Below are 18,387 nucleotides of genomic sequence, written 5' to 3'. Positions count from 1 at the left end.
GGATTTAAGTGATTAATCTTCTTTACGTAATGAAAGACCTAAGTCAGTTAATTTAGCCTTAACTTCTTCCAAAGACTTACGTCCAAGGTTACGGACTTTCATCATGTCAGCTTCAGTCTTGTTAGTCAATTCTTGAACTGTATTAATACCAGCACGTTTCAAACAGTTGTATGAACGAACAGATAAATCAAGTTCTTCGATTGTCATTTCAAGCATTTTTTCTTTATGGGTTTCTTCTTTTTCTACCATGATTTCAGCGTTTTTAGCTTCATCAGTTAAGTTAACGAAGATATCCAAATGCTCAGTCAAGATCTTAGCTGCCAAACTAATTGCTTCTCGTGGACTAATAGAACCATTCGTCCAAACATCCAAGGTTAATTTATCAAAGTCGTTACGGCGACCAACACGGGTGCTTTCAACTTGATAATTAACACGACTGATTGGGGTATAAATCGAATCGATTGGCAAAACACCGATCGGCATGTCATCAACCTTATTACCATCAGCGGCAACGTAGCCACGACCTTTGTGTGCAGTCATCCGAATGTGGAAACGACCACCTTCAGCGACTGTACAAATATACAGATCAGGATTTAAGATCTCAACGTCCCCATCAGCTTCAATGTCACCAGCAGTGACTGTTGCCGGACCTTTGACGTCGATTTCTAGTGTCTTATCATCGTCAGAATCCAACTTCAAAGCGAGTTTTTTGATGTTTAAGATGATTTGTGTGACATCTTCGGTTACACCATCAATGGTCGAAAATTCATGTAAAACACCATCGATTTGAACACTCGTTACGGCTGCACCTGGCAATGAAGCCAAGAGGATACGCCGCAATGAATTACCTAAAGTTGTCCCATAGCCACGTTCTAACGGCTCAATGACAAACTTACCATAGTTTGTGCTTTCATCAACCTTGGCAATATTTGGTTTTTCAAATTCGATCATTTAGTTTCTTACCCCTTTCAAAACGAGAAGTGTCTTTGATGTTGTACGTTTCAGTTTATAACTCAAAATGAAAAACGTACTCACTAAACACGACGGCGCTTCGGAGGACGAGACCCATTATGAGGAACTGGCGTTACATCGCGAATTGCGGTAATTTCCAAACCAGTTGCTTGCAATGAACGAATTGCTGCTTCACGACCTGAACCAGGACCTTTAACTGCAACTTCAACGGATTTCATACCATATTCCATTGATGCTTTAGCAGCTGTTTCAGCTGCCATTTGTGCAGCAAACGGTGTAGATTTACGACTACCCTTAAAACCTAAAGCACCTGCTGAAGACCATGCAATTGCATTCCCTTGGGGATCAGTGATCATGATCAAGGTGTTGTTAAAAGTAGAATGAATATGTGCCACGCCAGATTCGATATTCTTCTTTACCCGACGACGACGTGTTGTTTTTCTATTTGCCATTAATTACTTACCTCCTTTTACTGATTATTTTTTCTTACCGGCGATTGATGCTTTTTTGCCTTTACGTGTACGAGCGTTGTTCTTGGTATTTTGACCACGAACTGGCAAGCCACGACGATGACGCATACCGCGATAAGAACCGATTTCTTGAAGACGTTTGATGTTCATGTTAACTTCACGGCGTAAGTCACCTTCGACTTTGACCTTATCAAGTTCAACACGGATCTTGTCTTCTTGTTCTGGTGTGAGATCATCTTGACGAATATTCTCAGCGACACCAGCAGCTGCTAAAACTTTTTTAGCAGTGGTATTACCAATACCGTAAATGTAAGTTAACGCAATGACAATCTGCTTGCCACGGGGTAAATCAATACCTTCAAAACGAGCCATTTAAATGACACCTCCATTAAATTGAATTAGTTACTATCCTTGGCGTTGTTTATGCTTTGGATTAGCAGAACAAATGACCATGACACGGCCCTTACGTTTGATAACGCGGCAATGTTCACACATCCGTTTTACTGATGGTCTTACTTTCATGACTAATACCTCCTAAGATAAAAGGCTAAACTTCCGGTCCTATACAAAATGCTATTTAAAGCGATAGGTAATGCGGCCACGTGTTAAGTCATATGGTGACAACTCAACAGTAACTCGATCACCCGGCAGGATCCGAATATAGTGCATTCTGATCTTACCAGAAACAGTCGCTAGAATTGTTGCCCCATTTTCAAGTTCTACCTTGAACATTGCATTTGGCAATGTATCAGTGACTTTTCCTTCGACCTCAATGACATCATCTTTCGCCACGCAGAAGTACCTCCTTAACTGATTACAGCTGATTCGCTAACGAACCGCTATGCTTCAACAACCAAAATTGAACTGACTACCAATACTTACTTGAATCGAGCGCTATTTACACAGCCGAAACCACGCAAATCGTAAACGATTAAGACAAGTGCTCAATTCCATATAAAAATGGTGAGAGCACGTTGCACTCACCTTTTCGATTTTTAACCAGCAGATTATACCATAATCTAACCGGCTTGAAAAGATAACCTTGCTAATTATAGCAAAATGTCATAAGTCACGCAAGCATCCTTGCGGTTTACTTGCTTGCTAATGGATCTAAGATCTTTTTAATGTCAGCAAAAACATCATTGATATCTTGATTACCATCAACATTGAATAACAAATTCTTTTTGCCGTAAAAATCAAGTAACGGTGTATTCATCTTTTCGTTTACTGCCAAACGATTCTTGACAGTTTCTGGCTTATCATCATCACGTTGGAAGAAATCATGCCCGCCGCAACGATCACAAGTGCCAGCAACTTTTGTTGGATTGTAAAGTTTATGGTAAGTTGCGCCACAAGATTTACAGATAAAACGACCAGTAAGTCGTTCCATCAATGATGCAGGATCAACCTGAATGTTGATCACACCATCAAGGGGCTTATTTAAATCTGCTGTGATTTGTTCTAAGGCTTCTGCCTGGCTTAGGTTACGTGGAAAACCATCTAACAAATAGCCGACTTTAGTATCAGCTTCCGCCAAACGATCCTTAACAATTCCGTTTGTCACTTCATCAGGAACCAAATCACCGTTATCCATAAAGGATTTAGCTTTTAGGCCTAATTCAGTTTCATCTTTCATTGCTGCCCGGAACATATCCCCAGTAGAAATATGGGGAATTTTGTAAGTATCTACAATCTGTTCAGCTTGGGTCCCTTTACCAGCACCAGGTAAACCCATTAAAATCAAATTCATCAAAGACGCACTCCTTTTCACCATATTGATAAGAAACGTGCTAAAGCTAGCGCTTCAACACGTTTCTAGCGGATAAAACCAACGTAATGTCGTTTCATCATCAATCCTTCGATCTGACGAGCTGCTTCTAAAGCAACCCCGACCACGATCAATAAACTAGTACCACCTAGTCCGATTGATTCAGGTAAACTCCAAATATTCTGCGCCAAGATCGGCAGCAAAGCTACCAAACCCAAGAAGACAGAACCAACAGTTGATAAACGCATCAACGTGCCGGAAATATATTTTTGAGTTGTTTTTCCTGGCCAAACACTTGGAATATAACTACCTTGCTTCTGCAAATTTTCGGCAACCTTTTCCGGATTGACCTGAACAAACGCATAGAAGAAAGTGAAGACAATGATCAAAACTGTATATAAGATTGAACCAGGAATGGTTGTCATACTAAATATATCGGTCATGATCTTGAACCACTGATCTTCAGAGTGTGTGTTACTAAAATACTGCAAAATCGTACCCGGTGTTGCAATAAATGAACTTGCAAAGATAACGGGAATAACCCCCGCAACGTTGACTTTTAATGGTAGGTAGCTATTATCGCCAGCATCTGTTACCCGCCGTGTATAACGAATCGGGATACGCCGTTCCGCTTGTTGGACGTAAGTAACAAGGACAACGACAAGGAAAATTGCGATCACCAACAAGACAGCGTACAAAATGTACAACCAGAATTGTGTGGTACTTGGATTTGTCTCAAACCATTGCTGGTAAACTTGATAAATCCCACTTGGTAAGCGCGCAATAATCCCGGCAAAGATGATCATTGAGATCCCATTACCTAAGCCTTTATCCGTGATCTGTTCACCCATCCAAGTAACCAACATAGTGCCACCAGTTAGGATAATACCGATCATAACAAAGGTTTGCCAATTTGGATTCTTGACCAAACCTAGCCCGCTTAAAGCGTTAAAGCCAGCAGTAATACCGATTGATTGCAAAAATGCAAGAACAATCGTCAGATAACGTGTAATTTGATTTAACTTACGTCGACCAACTTCCCCTTGTTTGCTCCACTCAACAAATTTGGGCACAATATCCATCTGCAAAAGTTGGATGACAATTTGTGCAGTGATGTAAGGAGAAACCCCCATCGCAAAAATGGAATAATTGGTTAATCCACCACCACCGAACATATTCAGCATGCTAACTAATCCGGAAGAAGCAATCGATGTTAATGCCTTTGCATCAACACCGGGAACAGTAATAAATGTCCCTAAACGGAAAATTAACAAAATACCTAACGTAAAGAACATCCGATTTCGAATGTCCTTCACATGCCAAGCATTTTTGATGGTCGACAGCATTAAATCACCTCAATTTTACCGCCAGCAGCTTCAACAGCTTGTTTAGCTGCAGCCGAAGCCTTGCTAACCGTAACTGTAACTTTCTTAGTGATTTCGCCGTTTGCTAATAATTTGATACCGGCTTTTTCGTTTTTAACGATACCAGATTCAACCAACAATGCTGGTGTGATATCAGTACCTTCGTCGAAACGATTCAAGTCATTCAAACTTACAATAGCATATTCTTTGCGGTTAATGTTCGAGAAACCACGTTTTGGCATACGACGGAATAATGGCATTTGGCCACCTTCGAAGCCCAAACGTACTTTACCACGAGCTTTTTGACCCTTTTGACCACGACCGGCTGTTTTACCATTACCGGATGAAGTCCCACGGCCAACTCGGTTACGAACGTGACGCGAGCCTTCGCTTGCTTGTAATTCGTGTAATTTCATTGAGTTGGAGCACCTCCTTAAACTAAATAATTGTTACTTAACTTCTTCAACGTTAACCAAGTAACCAATCTTGAATAATTGGCCACGAACGGCTTCATTGTCAGGCAATGTTACTGAACTATTAACTTTAGACAGGCCCATTGATTTAACAATTGCACGATGATTTGGAATCCGATGTGCTGCACTACGCTTTAACGTGATTTTTAATTGTGCCATGAATTTCGCCCTCCTAGTTTTCTAATTGATCGACTGGAATGCCGCGAAGTTCAGCCACTTTTTCAGCACGACGTAAGCCCTTAAGACCTTCCATAGTCGCACGAACCACATTGATCGGTGTATGTGAACCTAAGAATTGACTAGTGACATCTTGGACACCAGCAAGTTCCATGATCGAACGTACAGCACCACCAGCTGCAACACCAGAACCAGCAATAGCAGGTTTGATCAAGATACGCGCACCACCGAAACGACCGATGATTTCATGCGGTACAGTTGTGCCGACGATCGGTACTTCGATCAAGTTCTTCTTTGCGTCTTCAACGGCTTTACGGATAGCTTCAGGAACTTCTTGAGCTTTACCGGTACCAAAGCCAACGTGTCCATTATGGTCACCAACGATAACGATCGCAGCAAAACGCAAACGACGGCCACCTTTGACAACCTTAGTAACACGGTTGATGGATACAACATTGTCTTCCAAGTCTAACTTGTTTGGATCAATAAACGCTTTAGCCATAAATGGGTTTTCCTCCTTTTCCTAAAAATCTAATCCGTTTTCGCGTGCAGCTTCAGCTAAAGCTTGGACACGGCCATGATATAAATAGCCGCCACGATCGAAGACAACATTTTCATGACCAGCAGCAACGGCACGTTTAGCGATCAATTCGCCAACAGCTTTTGCAGCTTCAGTCTTTGAACTTGCTTCAACTTCTTTGTCCAATGTAGAGGCACTTGCTAGCGTCACACCCGCTACGTCATCAATTAATTGCGCGTAGATGTTCTTATTAGAACGGAAAACGTTCAAGCGTGGGCGCTCAGCAGTACCAGAGATCTTACCACGGACACGTAAATGGCGCTTTTGGCGTGTCTTATTCTTATCTGGTTTAGAAATCACAATGTTCACCTCTGATAGTTAGATTATGCGGCACTTAACCGCGAATTGTATTGTAAAACTTTGAATGACTGGGTAAAACTATTTACCAGTCTTGCCTTCCTTACGACGAACATATTCGTCAACGTAGCGAATACCTTTACCTTTATAAGGTTCTGGGGCACGGACACTACGGATAACTGCGGCAAATTCACCAACAGCTTGTTTGCTGATACCAGAAACATTGATTTCAGTATTTGAAGGAACTTCAAGGCTCAAGCCTTCTGGAGTTTCCATTTCAACTGGGTTGGAATAACCAACGTTTAAAATCAATTTCTTACCTTGTAATTGGGCACGATATCCGACACCAACCAATTGTAACTTCTTAGTGAAGCCATTGGAGACACCTTCGACCATGTTAGCCAAGTTAGCCCGGGCTGTACCATGCAATTCACGGCTCTTTTTACCATGATCAGCACGTTCAAAACTAATCACATTATCTTTCTGTGTGATTGTGATCAACGGATTGAATTCACGGGTCAATTCACCTTTAGGACCTTTAACTGTGACGCTGTCACCAGTTTTAGTTACTGTTACCTTTTCAGGTACATTGATTACTTTGTAACCGATACGACTCACGTGTTACACCTCCCTATTGTTTAGAATAATTACCAGATGTAGGCGAGAACTTCGCCACCGATGTTCTTAGCCCGAGCTTCTTTATCAGTGAGAACACCTTCAGAAGTGGATAAGATTGCAATACCTAAGCCGTTTAAAACCTTCGGTACAGCATCAGCTTTGACGTATGCACGTAAACCTGGTTTTGAAATACGTTTGAGGCCGGAAATAACGCGTTCGTTATCTTTACCGTACTTCAAGAATACGCGGATGATGCCTTGTTTGTCATCTTCAACGGATTCGAAGTCGCGGATAAAACCTTCACGCTTCAAGATTTCTGAAATGCTGCGGAGCATATTAGATGCAGGTACTTCTAAGGACTCGTGACGCACCATATTGGCGTTACGAATACGAGTCAAGTAATCTGCGATTGGATCAGTCATGACCATTTAGTTTAACCTCCCTTTAAGTTAGATTTACCAGCTAGCTTTCTTTAAGCCTGGAATTTGACCAGCATGCGCTAATTCACGAAGGCAGATCCGGCATAAATGGAATTTACGATAAACTGAATGTGGACGACCACAACGCTCACAACGAGTATAAGCTTGTGATGAAAATTTAGCAGGACGTTGCTGCTTAGCGACCATTGATTTCTTAGCCAAGATATATTACCTCCCTATTATTTTGTGAATGGCATTCCGATTTGTGTCAGTAATTCGCGTGATTCTTCATCAGTGTTAGCAGTTGTAACAATGACGATATCCATACCGCGGACTTTATCAACCTGATCATAATCGATTTCTGGGAAAATCAATTGTTCACGAACACCTAATGTATAGTTACCACGGCCATCAAATGACTTTGTGCTAACACCGTGGAAATCACGGACACGTGGCAAGGAAACATTGATTAATTTATCTAAAAAGTCATACATACGTTCACCACGTAGCGTAACTTTAGTCCCGATTGCCATACCCTCACGTAAGCGGAAGCCGGCAATTGACTTCTTAGCTTTAGTGATGATTGGTTGTTGACCAGAAATCAGTTTTAATTCAGCAACTGCATTATCTAAGTTTTTAGCATTTGCAACTGCATCACCAACACCCATATTTAACACGATCTTTTCAACCTTTGGTGTTTGCATTACGGATGTGTAATTGAATTTTTCCATCATTGCTGGTGTAATTTCTTTTACGTATCTTTCTTTTAAACGATTAGCCATTGAGCGATTTTCCTCCTTTCAATTAATTATTTATCGATAACTTCTCCAGATTTTTTGGAGACACGTACTTTTTTACCATCGACAACTTTATAACCGACACGAGTTGGTTCGTTAGTGGATGGATCGATCAACATAACGTTAGATACATGGATTGGAGCATTAGCGTCAATAATACCACCTTGTGGGTTAGTATTAGTTGCTTTTTGATGCTTCTTGATCGCATGTACGCCTTCAACGATGACTTGATCAGTTTTAGGTAATGCTTTAGTAACAGTACCTTCTTTACCTTTGTCTTTACCGCTGATGACACGAACTTTATCGCCAGTTTTTACGAACATGGGTGAACCTCCTTTGCAGATTGTTTGTTTACAATACTTCTGGTGCCAAAGAAACAATCTTCATGAAGTTGTTGTCACGTAATTCACGGGCAACAGGTCCAAAGATACGTGTTCCTCTTGGGCTCTTATCAGCGTTGATGATTACAGCTGCGTTCTCATCAAACTTGATGTAAGAACCATCTGGGCGATGTGCACCTGACTTAGTACGAACGATAACCGCTTTGACAACGTCACCTTTTTTGACAACGCCACCTGGTGTTGCTTGTTTAACCGTTGCAACAATAATATCACCGATATTTGCTGTTTTGACACGTGAACCGCCTAAAATTTTGATGGTTAAGATCTCACGAGCACCAGAATTATCAGCGACTTTTAAACGACTTTCTTGTTGAATCACGGAAAAGCCCTCCTCTCGTTAATAATTCAGTTTATAGAATAACTGCCTTTTCTACGACCTTGAGCAGACGGAAACGTTTCTTAGCAGACAACGGACGAGTTTCCATGATTTGGACAATATCGCCAGTTTTTGCTTCATTGTTTTCGTCGTGAGCGTAGTATTTCTTTGTATAACGAATCCGCTTGCCGTAAGTACGGTGTTGCTTTGTCGTTTCTACCGCAACAGTGATCGTTTTTTCCATTTTATCGGATACGACACGGCCTTGGATGACTTTACGTGCGTTACGTGTTTCTTTTTCGCTCAAAATGTTTGACCTCCTTTAATCTATGATCTGCTATTAGCCTTGGTTTAATTCTTGTTGACGTAATACTGTCTTGATGCGAGCAATATTTTTACGTACTTGTTTTAAACGCGCAGTGTTTTCTAATTGACCAGTAGCCAATTGGAAACGAAGATTAAAAAGTTCTTCTTTATATTCTTTTTCGCGGTCAAGCATTTCAGCAGTGGTTAAGTCTTTAATTTCTTTAGCCTTCATTTGATTCGCCACCTACTTCCTCACGTGCTACGATCTTAGTCCGAACTGGTAATTTGTTCGCAGCTAAGCGTAAAGCTTCACGTGCAACTTCTTCTGGAACACCGGCTACTTCAAACATCACTTTTTGACGTTTAACAACGGCTACCCAGCCTGCTGGTGCACCTTTACCAGAACCCATACGAGTACCGATACCTTTTTCAGTATATGATTTATGCGGGAAGATCCGAATCCATACTTTCCCACCACGTTTCATATAACGCGTGATCGCAACACGAGCTGCTTCGATCTGGCGGTTAGAGATCCAAGAAGAATCTAAAGCCTTCAAACCATATTCACCAAAATCGACGTTCTTGCCGCCTTTGGCTTCACCACGCATCTTGCCACGAAATTCGCGACGATGCTTTACACGTTTTGGTACTAACATGTTTAGTTTCCTCCTTTCGCTCCATTGTTACGGTTATTGCGGTTGCCGCCGCGGTTGTTACCACCACGGTTGCTGCCACGACCGCGACTATTGCGGTTATTTTGAGCTGGAATGTTATCTTTGATTGAATCACCGTGTGTTTCACCTGGTAAGATGTCGCCGCGGTAGATCCAAGTTTTAACGCCTAATTTACCATAAGTGGTAACTGCTTCGTCCCAAGAATAGTCAATATCAGCACGTAATGTATGCAATGGCACAGTACCATCTGAATACATTTCTTTACGCGCAATATCTGCACCGTTTAAACGGCCAGAAACCATTGTCTTGATACCATGAGCACCAGCACGCATTGTACGTTGGATGGCTTGTTTCATGGCACGACGGAAAGCAACACGCGCTTCAAGTTGTTGAGCGATACTTTCGCCAACTAATTTTGCATCAAGATCTGGTTGTTTGATTTCAACGATATTGATGTGGACACGTTTGCCGGTTAGGTTGTTTAACTGCTTACGCAAGTTTTCAACTTCAGAACCGCCTTTACCGATAACCATACCTGGTTTTGCAGTATGAATTGAAACATTGACACGGTTAGCAGCACGTTCGATCTCTACTTTTGATACAGAAGCATCTGCTAAACGTTTTTCGATAAAACTACGTACTTTTAAATCTTCGTTTAAAAGTGTACCGAAATCTTTTTCAGCGTACCATTTGGCTTCCCAATCACGGGAAATACCAACTCGTAAACCGATTGGATTAATTTTTTGACCCACGCGTTATCCCTCCTTATTTTTCAGATACAACGACTGTGATGTGGCTTGTCCGTTTGTTGATCGGTGAAGCAGAACCTTTGGCACGAGGACGGAAACGTTTCAGAGTTGGTCCTTCGTTAACAAAAGCTTCGCTAACTACCAAGCTTTCAGCATCTAAGTCGAAGTTGTTTTCAGCGTTCGCAATTGCTGAGTTTAATACCTTAGCAATAATTGGTGAAGCGCCTCTTGGGGTGAATTTAAGAATTGCAATTGCTTCAGCAACACTCTTTCCACGGATTAAGTCCATTACTAAGCGAGCTTTCCGAGGAGCGATCCGTACTGTTTTAGCAACGGCACGAGCTGATGTAATTTGTTCTGACATTTAATGATCCTCCTCTCGCTTATTTTGCTTTGGTCTTACGGTCATCGCTTGCGTGACCATGGAATGTCCGTGTTGGGACGAATTCGCCTAATTTATGGCCGACCATGTCATCTTGAATATAAACTGGGACATGTTTCCGTCCATCATATACGGCAATAGTGTAACCAATAAAACTTGGGAAAATCGTCGAACGACGAGACCAAGTTTTAATAACGGTCTTCTTGTCTTGATCGGCTTGTGCAGCGATCTTTTTCAATAAATGGTCATCAGCGAATGGTCCTTTTTTTAAGCTTCGGCTCATTATGAAACCTCCTTTTCATAAGTCAGGTCAACTTCTAAAAGTGACACAGTCTGACTTGCAAATGCAGATGTCCTTCTGTCGTAAACAGAAGGGCTCTGGCGTAACTGATTTATTTTATAATTAATGTTTGCCCCGTTTACGATCACGAACAATGAATTTAGATGATTGTTTGCGCTTGTTACGAGTCTTCTTACCAAGGGTCTTTTTACCCCATGGTGACAATGGTGATGGACGACCGATAGGAGCCTTACCTTCACCACCACCGTGTGGATGGTCGTTAGGGTTCATTACAGAACCACGAACTGTAGGACGGATACCCATCCAGCGTTTACGACCAGCTTTACCGATGTTGATCAATTCGTGTTGTTCATTACCAACAGCACCGATCGTAGCCCGGTTAACGATCAAGATCATGCGAACTTCGCCTGAACCTAAACGAACCAAAGCATACTTACCTTCTTTACCCAAGATCTGAGCTGAAGCACCAGCTGAGCGAACTAATTGTGCGCCATGGCCTGGTTTCAATTCAATATTATGGATAACTGTACCAACAGGGATATTAGCAAGTGGTAAAGCATTACCAACTTTGATATCAGCATCTGGGCCAGATTGAACCTGCATGCCAACTTCTAAACCTTTTGGTGCAATGATATAAGTTTTAATACCATCTGTGTATTGTAGTAACGCAATGTTAGCTGAACGATTTGGATCGTATTCAATAGCTTTAACGATTGCAGGTACATTATCTTTTTGGCGCTTGAAGTCGATCACACGGTATTGACGCTTGTGACCGCCGGCGCGATGACGAACTGTGATATGGCCATGAGCATTACGGCCCGCAGTTTTTGTCATATATTCGGTTAATGACTTTTCAGGCTTTGTTTTTGTGATTTCAGCAAAATCAGAGCCAGTCATATTCCGCCGACCGTTTGTAGTCGGTTTGTATTTTCTAATCGCCACGCGTTTCCCCTCCTAGAATCAATTTAAAATTGATTTATTTTTCGAAAATTGTAATTTCTTTTGAATCGTCAGTCAAAGCAACAACTGCTTTACGACGTTTCTTAGTCATACCAGCATAACGACCTTGGCGTTTTAACTTACCACGTACGTTTGCAATGTTGACATTTTTAACTTTAACGTCGAAGATTTCTTCGATCGCGTACTTAACTTGTGTCTTGTTAGCGCGAACGTCAACTTCGAATGTGTATTTTTTATCGTCCATCAAGCTCATTGATTGTTCAGTGATCCATGGGCGTAAAACAACTTCGCGTGCTTCCATTATGCAAGAGCCTCCTCTACTTGAGAAAGAGCAGCTTGAGTCAGGATCAATTTATCGTTAGCTACGACATCAAGCACGTTAATACCATCTGCGGAAACCACAGAAACGTTTGGCAAGTTACGTGCAGCAAGTGCAGCTTGATCGTTACCATCTTCAAGAACTACTAATGCTTTAGTTTGTACATCTAAGCTCTTAAGGCTTTCTGCAAAAAGTTTTGTTTTAGGTTGTTCGAAGCTAAATGCATCAACAACGATGATGTTACCATCAATCACTTTTTGGGAAAGAACGGACTTAATTGCTAAGCGACGTACCTTCTTCGGTAATTTATAGCTATATGAACGTGGTGTAGGACCAAAGACAACACCACCGCCACGCCATTGAGGTGAACGGATCGAACCTTGACGGGCACGACCAGTACCTTTTTGACGCCATGGCTTGCGGCCACCACCGCGAACGGCACTACGGTTTTTAACGGCATGTGTACCTTGGCGTAATGATGCACGTTGCATGATGATTGCATCAAACACAACGTTATCGTTAGGGGCAATACCAAAAATGTCATCGTTCAATTGAACGTCGCCGTTTTGGCTGCCATCTTGTTTGTATAATGCTACATTTGGCATTTGTAATCCTCCCTTCCTGATTATTTAGCTGCCTTAACAGCGTCTTTAATCGTAATTAATGATTTCTTAGCACCAGGGACATTACCCTTGATCAAGATCACATTACGGTCTGTATCAACACGAACGACTTCTAAGTTTTGGATAGTAACGGTGTTGTTACCCATACGGCCTGGTAGTGCTTTACCTGGGAATACCCGGTTAATGATCGCACCTAATGAACCAGGACGACGATGGTAACGAGAACCGTGCGCCATAGGTCCACGACGTTGGTTGTTCTTCTTGATAACGCCTTGGAAACCATGACCCTTAGTTGTACCCGTGACGTCGACGATTTCGCCAGCCTCGAATGTATCAACTTTGATTTCATCGCCAACCTTGATATCTCCTAAGTCTACATCGCGAAATTCTCGAATGAAGCGCTTAGGAGTCGTATTTGCTTTTGCAACATGACCCTTAGCAGGTTTGTTTGATAAAACTTCACGTTTGTCTTGAAAACCGACTTGGATAGCTTCGTAACCGTCAGTTTCTGGTGTTTTCACTTGCAATACCACGTTAGGTGTTGCTTGGATAACAGTAACTGGGATTAATTCACCGGCGTCAGTAAAGACTTGCGTCATACCTACTTTTGTTCCTAAGATTCCTTTTCTGGTCATGAGTACACCTCCAATTTAATTGTATTTGAACTATAATTTAATTTCGATATCCACACCACTTGGTAAGTCTAACTTCATCAAAGCGTCAACAGTTTTAGGTGTTGGGTTGATGATGTCGATTAGACGTTTGTGTGTGCGCATTTCAAATTGTTCACGTGAGTCTTTAAACTTATGTGTTGCCCGGATAACTGTATATAATGTACGTTCCGTTGGCAACGGAATTGGACCAGAGATCGTAGCCCCTGTCCGTTTTGCTGTCTCGACAATCTTTTCAGCAGATTGATCTAAGATACGATGTTCGTAAGCCTTTAGGCGAATGCGAATCTTTTGTTTTGCCATGTTTTTCCCTCCTTCGTTCATTTTAAAAATAAACTAGCTCCGTGAAAATTCCCAATACACTCTGCCATGGCAAAGCGGCCGGGTGTGTCGCAACCTTCCACATCACTGCTAATTCTAGGTTTCCCTAGGGGCTGTCTCTCCTTGGAAATCAGCACCTTGTCTATTATACGAGAAGACGCCCGGTACTGCAAGCTCTTTTTGTAAAAAGCTGCATTTTTTCAATCTAAGGCAAATATCCTGTAATTCAACGGTGACTATCATACAATATTCTTGGACCAAGAAGCAATTTATTTCGTTTATGTTGACAAGGCCGCTAAGTGGATTTAGGCTTAATCTACTATTATATAGAGGTGATTACTTTTGGCAAACAATACCGCGTTACTGATCATTGATTATACCAACGACTTCGTAGCTGATAACGGCGCCTTAACTGCTGGTAAACCAGCGCAAGTAATCGAGTCAGCTATCGTAGCATTAGCAGATCAATTTATCACTCGCAATGACTGGGTATTTCTCCCCACCGATGTGCATAAGCCCCACGACCCCTACCATCCTGAAACCAAATTATTTCCACCGCACAATGTTGCTGACAGCTGGGGCCGTGAATTATATGGCCAGTTAGCTTCCTGGTACACGACTAATCAAAAGTTGACCAGAGTTATTCAGTTCGCCAAAACGCGTTATAGTGCCTTCGCTGGCACTGATTTGGACTTACGCTTACGGGAACGGCAGATCGACACCTTGCATCTAACTGGCGTCTGCACTGACATTTGCGTTTTGCACACCGCCATTAGCGCATATAACCTCGGCTACCACTTAGTCATTCATCGTGGTGCCGTAGCCACTTTTAATCCGCAAGGTCAAGAATGGGCCCTAGATCATTTTGCCAACGTCCTTGGTGCCAAAATTGTTGATTAAAACAAAAAATCCGTTATGAGAATTATTCTCATAACGGATTTTTTAGTACAATTTATTAAGCTAAATTAGTCTGCAGCTGGTGTGCCGCCATTTTTCTTAATAATTTCAGCTTGAACTGACTTAGGTACAGCTTCGTAATGATCAAATGTCATTGTGAAAGTACCACGGCCTTGGGTAGCTGAACGTAAGGTTGTTGCATAACCGAACATTTCGGATAATGGAACCATGGCATTAACCATTTGCGTGTTACCACGTGCTTCCATACCTTCAACACGGCCGCGACGAGCTGTTACGTGGCCCATAACGTCCCCTAAATTATCTTCAGGAGCAACGATTTCGACCTTCATGATTGGTTCTAGAATCACTGCGCCAGCCTTTTTAGCAGCAGCACGAAGTGACATTGAAGCGGCAACTTTAAATGCGGCTTCACTAGAATCGACATCATGATAAGAACCATCATATAGACGAGCCTTAACGTCGACCAATGGGTAACCAGCCAAGACACCGTTAGCCATAGCTTCTTTCAAACCTTGTTCAACGGCTGGGATAAATTCACGAGGAACGACACCACCGACGATGTTGTCTTCGAATTCGAAGCCGCCACCCTCTTCGTTAGGTGTAAATTCGACCCAAACGTCACCATATTGACCTTTACCACCAGACTGGCGAACAAACTTACCTTGAGCGGAAGCTTGTTTTGTGAATGTTTCACGGTAAGCAACTTGTGGTGCACCAACAGTTGCTTCAACGTTGAATTCACGACGCATACGGTCAACGATGATATCCAAATGCAATTCGCCCATACCGGCAATTAAAGTTTCGCCAGTTTCAGGGTTTGTTTCAGCCTTGAAACTTGGATCTTCTTCAGCAAGCTTTTGTAAAGCAATATCCATCTTATCTTGATCTGCTTTAGTCTTAGGTTCGATTGAAACCTGGATAACTGGATCAGGAAATTCCATTGATTCAAGAATCAATGGATGCTTAACATCAGTTAAGGAATCACCAGTTGTAGTGTTCTTCAAACCGATAGCAGCAGCAATATCACCAGAGAAAACTTCAGGAATTTCAGTACGGTGGTTAGAATGCATTTGTAGCAAACGACCAACACGTTCACGAGTATCCTTAGTTGCGTTCAAGACGTATGAACCTGATTCCAAAGTACCGGAGTACACACGGATAAAGGTTAAACGACCAACGAATGGATCCGTTGCGATCTTAAATGCTAAGGCAGCGAAGTTTTTATCGTCACCGGCAACCAGTTCAACTTCTTCACCTGTAGCAGGATCAGTTGCTGGATATGGTTTAACATCAAGTGGTGATGGCAAGTAATCGTTAACGGCATCCAACATCATCTGCACACCTTTGTTCTTGAAGGCTGAACCAGCTAATACTGGGTAAGCTTCCAAATTCAAAGTTGCTTTACGGATAGCTGCTTTGATTTCATCCTTAGGAATATCTTGACCGTCAAGATATTTTTCCATGATGCCATCATCAATGTCGGCCAATTGTTCAATCAATTGTGTCCGGCGTTTTGCTGCTTCTTCTTTATATTCATCAGGTACGTCAACGGTATCCCATTTAGTCCCTAATTCATCTTCGTCATAAAGATCAGCTTTCATTTCAACCAAGTCAATGACACCTTCGAAGTCATCTTCAGCACCGATTGGCATTTGGATTGGCAATGCGTTAGCTTGTAAACGATCTCTAATAGTAGAAACGGAATAATCAAAGTCTGCACCAAGCTTATCCATCTTATTAGCGAATACGATACGAGGAACACCGTAAGTAGTTGATTGACGCCAAACATTTTCAGTTTGTGGTTCAACCCCTGCTTGAGCATCAAGAATAACAACGGCACCATCTAAGACACGTAGGGAACGTTCAACTTCGATTGTGAAGTCAACGTGTCCTGGAGTATCGATGATGTTGATCCGATGGTTCTTCCATTGTGCAGTTGTTGCTGCAGAAGTGATCGTAATACCACGTTCTTGTTCTTGTTCCATCCAGTCCATTTGTGAAGCACCTTCATGGGTTTCACCAATTTTATGGATTTTACCAGTGTAATACAAGATACGCTCAGTTGCCGTTGTTTTACCGGCATCAATATGGGCAACGATCCCAATATTACGGGTTCTTTCTAACGGAAATTCACGAGTGTTTGCCATTGTAGAAATGTTTCTCCTCTCATTAAAAAGTCGTCTATGCGACCTCAATAGTCATTATAATTAAGCCGTTTCAGCAAAAGGGGCTACTATATGGAAACACATATAATAGCCCGACTTTTAACTAATAACTTTAGATTACCAACGATAATGTGCAAATGCACGGTTAGCGTCAGCCATTTTATGCGTATCTTCACGCTTCTTAACTGCTGCGCCGGTATTGTTAGCGGCATCCATAATTTCACGTGCTAAGCGTTCATCCATTGTATGTTCGCCACGTTGACGTGAATATTGAACCAACCAACGTAAACCTAATGTTGTACGACGATCTGGACGTACTTCGATCGGTACTTGGTAGTTAGAGCCACCAACACGGCGAGCTTTAACTTCAAGAACTGGCATGATGTTCTTCATTGCTTGTTCGAAAACTTCCAATGGATCGTTACCAGTTGATTCTTTGATGTTGTCAAATGATTTGTAAAGAATTGTGGACGCAGTACCACGCTTACCGTCAACCATCAAACGGTTGATCAAGCGCGTAACCAATTTAGAATTGTAAATTGGATCTGGTAATACATCGCGTTTTGCTGCAGCGCCTTTTCTTGGCATATTACGTAACCTCCTGAATCAGCAAGTCATTACTTGCTAACATAATTATGTTTTTAGCGTTAATTAAGTGTCTTATTTCTTAGGACGTTTTGTACCGTACTTGGAACGGCTTTGCATACGGTCAGTAACACCGGCAGTATCTAAAGCACCACGGACGATATGGTAACGTACACCAGGTAAATCCTTAACACGGCCGCCACGGATCAAAACAACACTATGTTCTTGCAAGTTATGGCCAATACCAGGGATATAAGCAGTAACTTCGATCAAGTTAGACAAGCGAACACGCGCATACTTACGTAATGCGGAGTTAGGCTTTTTAGGTGTCATTGTACCGACACGAGTTGCTACCCCACGTTTTTGTGGTGCAGGATTGTTAGTTTGGATCTTTTTCATACTGTTGTACCCGAAGTTTAAAGCAGGTGCATCAGATTTAGTAGTTCTAGATTTACGACCTTTACGTACTAATTGGTTAATCGTAGGCATCTATAGAATTCTCCCTTCCTAATCAAATCAAAAATATAAGTCCACACTTCCAGGTGTCTCTTTTTTAAATGTAGTGAATTACGCGCAATAAAAAAGAGTGAAAACACATCTAGAAATCAATGTGCAGTCGCTCACAGTCAGCACGCCCATAATTAAATGGAAAACTGTTCGACAAAAAGCACCTTTGTTAGAATACCATGCTATTTTCGCAGTGTCAACTTACGATCAAAAACAAATTACGAAAAAATTGCGTAGTTTAAATATAGTGACCT

31 protein-coding genes and 1 pseudogene are annotated in these 18,387 nt (G+C 41.9%); 1 reads left to right on the top strand and 31 read right to left on the bottom strand.

What is annotated here, in order from left to right:
• Nucleotides 1–12: 12 nt before the first annotated feature.
• From LC20001_RS03695 to rpsJ, 28 genes and pseudogenes are all read right to left on the bottom strand, one after another.
• Complete coding sequence (locus LC20001_RS03695) at nucleotides 13–951, bottom strand: DNA-directed RNA polymerase subunit alpha (protein WP_003679363.1); 939 nt, start codon at nucleotides 949–951, stop codon at nucleotides 13–15.
• A gap of 83 nt (nucleotides 952–1,034) precedes the next feature.
• A complete protein-coding gene (gene rpsK, locus LC20001_RS03690) occupies nucleotides 1,035–1,424 on the bottom strand; it encodes a 30S ribosomal protein S11 (RefSeq protein WP_003679365.1) in 390 nt (129 codons plus the stop codon).
• A gap of 24 nt (nucleotides 1,425–1,448) precedes the next feature.
• Complete coding sequence (rpsM, locus tag LC20001_RS03685) at nucleotides 1,449–1,814, bottom strand: 30S ribosomal protein S13 (RefSeq protein ID WP_003679366.1); 366 nt, start codon at nucleotides 1,812–1,814, stop codon at nucleotides 1,449–1,451.
• Nucleotides 1,815–1,847: 33 nt separating this feature from the next.
• Nucleotides 1,848–1,964 carry a 50S ribosomal protein L36 gene (rpmJ, locus tag LC20001_RS03680; RefSeq protein WP_010011753.1) on the bottom strand — a complete coding sequence of 39 codons (117 nt, stop codon included), beginning with the start codon at nucleotides 1,962–1,964 and terminating at the stop codon, nucleotides 1,848–1,850.
• A gap of 51 nt (nucleotides 1,965–2,015) precedes the next feature.
• On the bottom strand, nucleotides 2,016–2,234 hold the full coding sequence (gene infA, locus LC20001_RS03675) for a translation initiation factor IF-1 (RefSeq protein WP_010011755.1): 219 nt from the start codon (nucleotides 2,232–2,234) through the stop codon (nucleotides 2,016–2,018).
• Between the two features lie 298 nt (nucleotides 2,235–2,532).
• A complete protein-coding gene (locus LC20001_RS03670; RefSeq protein WP_003679368.1) occupies nucleotides 2,533–3,192 on the bottom strand; it encodes an adenylate kinase in 660 nt (219 codons plus the stop codon).
• A 65-nt stretch (nucleotides 3,193–3,257) separates the two neighbouring features.
• Nucleotides 3,258–4,556 (bottom strand): preprotein translocase subunit SecY, encoded by a 1,299-nt coding sequence (secY, locus tag LC20001_RS03665; RefSeq protein WP_010011757.1) that lies wholly within the window; start codon nucleotides 4,554–4,556, stop codon nucleotides 3,258–3,260.
• On the bottom strand, nucleotides 4,556–4,990 hold the full coding sequence (rplO, locus tag LC20001_RS03660) for a 50S ribosomal protein L15 (RefSeq protein WP_003679372.1): 435 nt from the start codon (nucleotides 4,988–4,990) through the stop codon (nucleotides 4,556–4,558). The genes secY and rplO overlap by 1 nt, the downstream gene beginning before the upstream one ends.
• Before the next feature lie 33 nt (nucleotides 4,991–5,023).
• Nucleotides 5,024–5,206 carry a 50S ribosomal protein L30 gene (gene rpmD / locus LC20001_RS03655; RefSeq protein WP_010011759.1) on the bottom strand — a complete coding sequence of 61 codons (183 nt, stop codon included), beginning with the start codon at nucleotides 5,204–5,206 and terminating at the stop codon, nucleotides 5,024–5,026.
• Nucleotides 5,207–5,219: 13 nt separating this feature from the next.
• Entirely contained in the window at nucleotides 5,220–5,726 is a 507-nt protein-coding gene (rpsE, locus tag LC20001_RS03650; protein WP_003679374.1) for a 30S ribosomal protein S5, read from the bottom strand.
• Nucleotides 5,727–5,747: 21 nt separating this feature from the next.
• Nucleotides 5,748–6,113, bottom strand: coding sequence for a 50S ribosomal protein L18 (gene rplR / locus LC20001_RS03645; RefSeq protein WP_003679376.1), 366 nt, complete (start codon nucleotides 6,111–6,113; stop codon nucleotides 5,748–5,750).
• A gap of 69 nt (nucleotides 6,114–6,182) precedes the next feature.
• Nucleotides 6,183–6,719: a 50S ribosomal protein L6 gene (gene rplF, locus LC20001_RS03640; protein WP_003679378.1), complete on the bottom strand. Its 537-nt coding sequence runs from the start codon at nucleotides 6,717–6,719 to the stop codon at nucleotides 6,183–6,185.
• Between the two features lie 29 nt (nucleotides 6,720–6,748).
• On the bottom strand, nucleotides 6,749–7,147 hold the full coding sequence (gene rpsH / locus LC20001_RS03635; protein ID WP_003679380.1) for a 30S ribosomal protein S8: 399 nt from the start codon (nucleotides 7,145–7,147) through the stop codon (nucleotides 6,749–6,751).
• 27 nt (nucleotides 7,148–7,174) lie between these two features.
• Nucleotides 7,175–7,360, bottom strand: a complete 186-nt coding sequence (locus LC20001_RS03630) for a type Z 30S ribosomal protein S14 (RefSeq protein WP_010011761.1) — start codon at nucleotides 7,358–7,360, stop codon at nucleotides 7,175–7,177.
• A 17-nt stretch (nucleotides 7,361–7,377) separates the two neighbouring features.
• Nucleotides 7,378–7,920, bottom strand: a complete 543-nt coding sequence (gene rplE, locus LC20001_RS03625) for a 50S ribosomal protein L5 (RefSeq protein WP_003679383.1) — start codon at nucleotides 7,918–7,920, stop codon at nucleotides 7,378–7,380.
• A 26-nt stretch (nucleotides 7,921–7,946) separates the two neighbouring features.
• Nucleotides 7,947–8,258 (bottom strand): 50S ribosomal protein L24, encoded by a 312-nt coding sequence (gene rplX, locus LC20001_RS03620; protein WP_003679386.1) that lies wholly within the window; start codon nucleotides 8,256–8,258, stop codon nucleotides 7,947–7,949.
• A 28-nt stretch (nucleotides 8,259–8,286) separates the two neighbouring features.
• Nucleotides 8,287–8,655: a 50S ribosomal protein L14 gene (gene rplN / locus LC20001_RS03615; protein WP_003679387.1), complete on the bottom strand. Its 369-nt coding sequence runs from the start codon at nucleotides 8,653–8,655 to the stop codon at nucleotides 8,287–8,289.
• Nucleotides 8,656–8,686: 31 nt separating this feature from the next.
• A complete protein-coding gene (gene rpsQ / locus LC20001_RS03610; protein ID WP_010011764.1) occupies nucleotides 8,687–8,959 on the bottom strand; it encodes a 30S ribosomal protein S17 in 273 nt (90 codons plus the stop codon).
• A 33-nt stretch (nucleotides 8,960–8,992) separates the two neighbouring features.
• Complete coding sequence (rpmC, locus tag LC20001_RS03605; protein ID WP_010011765.1) at nucleotides 8,993–9,190, bottom strand: 50S ribosomal protein L29; 198 nt, start codon at nucleotides 9,188–9,190, stop codon at nucleotides 8,993–8,995.
• Nucleotides 9,180–9,614: a 50S ribosomal protein L16 gene (rplP, locus tag LC20001_RS03600; protein ID WP_003679390.1), complete on the bottom strand. Its 435-nt coding sequence runs from the start codon at nucleotides 9,612–9,614 to the stop codon at nucleotides 9,180–9,182. The genes rpmC and rplP overlap by 11 nt, the downstream gene beginning before the upstream one ends.
• A gap of 146 nt (nucleotides 9,615–9,760) precedes the next feature.
• Nucleotides 9,761–10,384: pseudogene (gene rpsC / locus LC20001_RS03595) on the bottom strand (30S ribosomal protein S3); the annotation flags it as partial.
• 13 nt (nucleotides 10,385–10,397) lie between these two features.
• Nucleotides 10,398–10,745 carry a 50S ribosomal protein L22 gene (gene rplV, locus LC20001_RS03590; protein ID WP_010011767.1) on the bottom strand — a complete coding sequence of 116 codons (348 nt, stop codon included), beginning with the start codon at nucleotides 10,743–10,745 and terminating at the stop codon, nucleotides 10,398–10,400.
• A 19-nt stretch (nucleotides 10,746–10,764) separates the two neighbouring features.
• Nucleotides 10,765–11,046, bottom strand: a complete 282-nt coding sequence (gene rpsS / locus LC20001_RS03585) for a 30S ribosomal protein S19 (protein WP_003679394.1) — start codon at nucleotides 11,044–11,046, stop codon at nucleotides 10,765–10,767.
• A 120-nt stretch (nucleotides 11,047–11,166) separates the two neighbouring features.
• Nucleotides 11,167–12,006 (bottom strand): 50S ribosomal protein L2, encoded by an 840-nt coding sequence (gene rplB / locus LC20001_RS03580; protein ID WP_003679396.1) that lies wholly within the window; start codon nucleotides 12,004–12,006, stop codon nucleotides 11,167–11,169.
• 34 nt (nucleotides 12,007–12,040) lie between these two features.
• The gene (gene rplW, locus LC20001_RS03575; RefSeq protein WP_003679398.1) at nucleotides 12,041–12,325 is read right to left on the bottom strand and encodes a 50S ribosomal protein L23; all 285 of its coding nucleotides are present in this window, start codon (nucleotides 12,323–12,325) and stop codon (nucleotides 12,041–12,043) included.
• Nucleotides 12,325–12,948 (bottom strand): 50S ribosomal protein L4, encoded by a 624-nt coding sequence (gene rplD, locus LC20001_RS03570; RefSeq protein ID WP_003679403.1) that lies wholly within the window; start codon nucleotides 12,946–12,948, stop codon nucleotides 12,325–12,327. The genes rplW and rplD overlap by 1 nt, the downstream gene beginning before the upstream one ends.
• A 20-nt stretch (nucleotides 12,949–12,968) precedes the next feature.
• Nucleotides 12,969–13,601 carry a 50S ribosomal protein L3 gene (rplC, locus tag LC20001_RS03565; protein ID WP_003679404.1) on the bottom strand — a complete coding sequence of 211 codons (633 nt, stop codon included), beginning with the start codon at nucleotides 13,599–13,601 and terminating at the stop codon, nucleotides 12,969–12,971.
• A 30-nt stretch (nucleotides 13,602–13,631) separates the two neighbouring features.
• Nucleotides 13,632–13,940, bottom strand: a complete 309-nt coding sequence (rpsJ, locus tag LC20001_RS03560) for a 30S ribosomal protein S10 (RefSeq protein ID WP_010011769.1) — start codon at nucleotides 13,938–13,940, stop codon at nucleotides 13,632–13,634.
• A gap of 360 nt (nucleotides 13,941–14,300) precedes the next feature.
• On the opposite strand from rpsJ, the gene LC20001_RS03555 reads away from it, so the two are divergent.
• The gene (locus LC20001_RS03555; RefSeq protein WP_010011771.1) at nucleotides 14,301–14,858 is read left to right on the top strand and encodes a cysteine hydrolase family protein; all 558 of its coding nucleotides are present in this window, start codon (nucleotides 14,301–14,303) and stop codon (nucleotides 14,856–14,858) included.
• 65 nt (nucleotides 14,859–14,923) lie between these two features.
• Here the strand turns inward: LC20001_RS03555 and fusA are convergent, their stop codons facing one another.
• From fusA to rpsL, 3 genes are all read right to left on the bottom strand, one after another.
• The gene (gene fusA, locus LC20001_RS03550; RefSeq protein ID WP_003680375.1) at nucleotides 14,924–17,023 is read right to left on the bottom strand and encodes an elongation factor G; all 2,100 of its coding nucleotides are present in this window, start codon (nucleotides 17,021–17,023) and stop codon (nucleotides 14,924–14,926) included.
• Nucleotides 17,024–17,158: 135 nt separating this feature from the next.
• Complete coding sequence (gene rpsG / locus LC20001_RS03545) at nucleotides 17,159–17,629, bottom strand: 30S ribosomal protein S7 (RefSeq protein ID WP_003680374.1); 471 nt, start codon at nucleotides 17,627–17,629, stop codon at nucleotides 17,159–17,161.
• Nucleotides 17,630–17,701: 72 nt separating this feature from the next.
• Entirely contained in the window at nucleotides 17,702–18,115 is a 414-nt protein-coding gene (rpsL, locus tag LC20001_RS03540) for a 30S ribosomal protein S12 (protein ID WP_003680373.1), read from the bottom strand.
• Between the last annotated feature and the right edge of the window lie 272 nt (nucleotides 18,116–18,387).

The sequence above is a fragment of the Loigolactobacillus coryniformis subsp. coryniformis KCTC 3167 = DSM 20001 genome, from assembly GCF_002706425.1.
GTDB classification, from domain to species: Bacteria; Bacillota; Bacilli; order Lactobacillales; family Lactobacillaceae; genus Loigolactobacillus; species Loigolactobacillus coryniformis.
This window is presented reverse-complemented; position numbering and strand designations above follow the sequence as displayed.